Here is a 1,258-nt window from a genome sequence, read left to right as displayed (position 1 = left end):
TGAATCTGTGGCAGGGTTTCATATTTCATCTTATTATCCTTTTTATTGTTTTAAATGAGCTGTATACCAGTCACGCCAGGCGGAGTGACTTTGAATATTTGGACTTTAAAAAGCACCGCTTGACCGGCGAGCGGATGGTTGAAGTCCACTTCGATCTCATCATCATCGATAGCACTTATGATACCTGCCAAAGTGTTTTTACCTTTATCCTCAAACTCAACCATCATGCCAATCTCAGGATTATCCGCGATGAGCGCAAATTGAGTGCGACTAAACTGCTGGACGTTATCTGGGTTCCAGTCTCCAAAGGCTTGTTCAGGGTCAAGGTGTGCTGTGCGCGTATCGCCTGCCCGCAAGTTCATCAGCACCTGCTCAAAGCCAGGCAATAGACTCTCATCACCGATAGTCAGCGTGACAGGGGCGTCGCGACTAAAGGTTGAATCGATCATTTCTCCATTCTCAAGTGAGACTTCAAAATGTAGTTTGACGCTACTGCCGTAAGCGATGCGCGTGTCTTCGTTAGGATTGATAAATTGAGAGTCGGTCATAGTCAAAGGTCACCTAGTGATTAAAAAAGCAATGCATCAAATAATAAGGCAAATGATAGCTGGTGTAAGCGTCAATAATGTAACGTAACTGCGGCACTATAAATATAAATAAAGTACCATAGATAAAATACTATAATTTTGAATCTACAAGTGAGCATATATAGCAATGGCACAAAATGAGCGAAGCATCCTAGTACAAGGCGTCGTACAAAAATGGCAAGATGACAAAGGCTTTGGTTTTATCAAAATGGGTGATGGCGAGTCGGTGTTTTTTCATATTAGTGAGTTCAAAGCAAAGCGCCGCCCAGAGATTGGCGAACACGTTGTCTTTACGCTTGGGCAAGATAATCAAGGTCGCCTGCAGGCCAAGCGAATACAAGAGCTGAGCTTTGTACAGCAAAAAATGGCGAATAAGAACAGTCAAATTCGCAAGCGCAACCAAAAACGCAGCGCACAAGCGGACTTTGAGGAGGGTCAAAAAAAGCGTTTATTTCTTGGTTTAGGGTTTTATGGGGTGCTAGCGCTACTGGCATTCACAAATGAGATAAGCTGGCTTGTGGTTGGCTGGTACCTAGCTTTAGGAGTTATCACTTATACGATATATGCCAAAGATAAAAAAGCGGCGCAAAACAATGAGTGGCGCACCCCTGAGATGACTTTACATATTTTAAGCGCGCTTGGCGGCTGGGTTGGAGCGCTGGTTGCCCAGA

Annotated in this window: 2 protein-coding genes; one reads left to right on the top strand and one right to left on the bottom strand. The window is 44.2% G+C overall.

The features are described 5' to 3' along the window. Window positions 1-50: 50 nt before the first annotated feature. Window positions 51-548 carry an FKBP-type peptidyl-prolyl cis-trans isomerase gene (locus ACTXGO_RS14020; RefSeq protein WP_443574950.1) on the bottom strand — a complete coding sequence of 166 codons (498 nt, stop codon included), beginning with the start codon at window positions 546-548 and terminating at the stop codon, window positions 51-53. 166 nt (window positions 549-714) lie between these two features. Here ACTXGO_RS14020 and ACTXGO_RS14015 point away from each other — a divergent pair. After that, window positions 715-1,258: DUF1294 domain-containing protein (locus ACTXGO_RS14015; RefSeq protein WP_443574949.1), on the top strand; the 544-nt coding region annotated here is incomplete at its 3' end.

Source organism: Psychrobacter sp. T6-1, assembly GCF_052258445.1.
The sequence above is the reverse complement of the archived record's forward strand: the minus strand, read 5'-3'. Positions and strand labels throughout refer to the sequence as shown.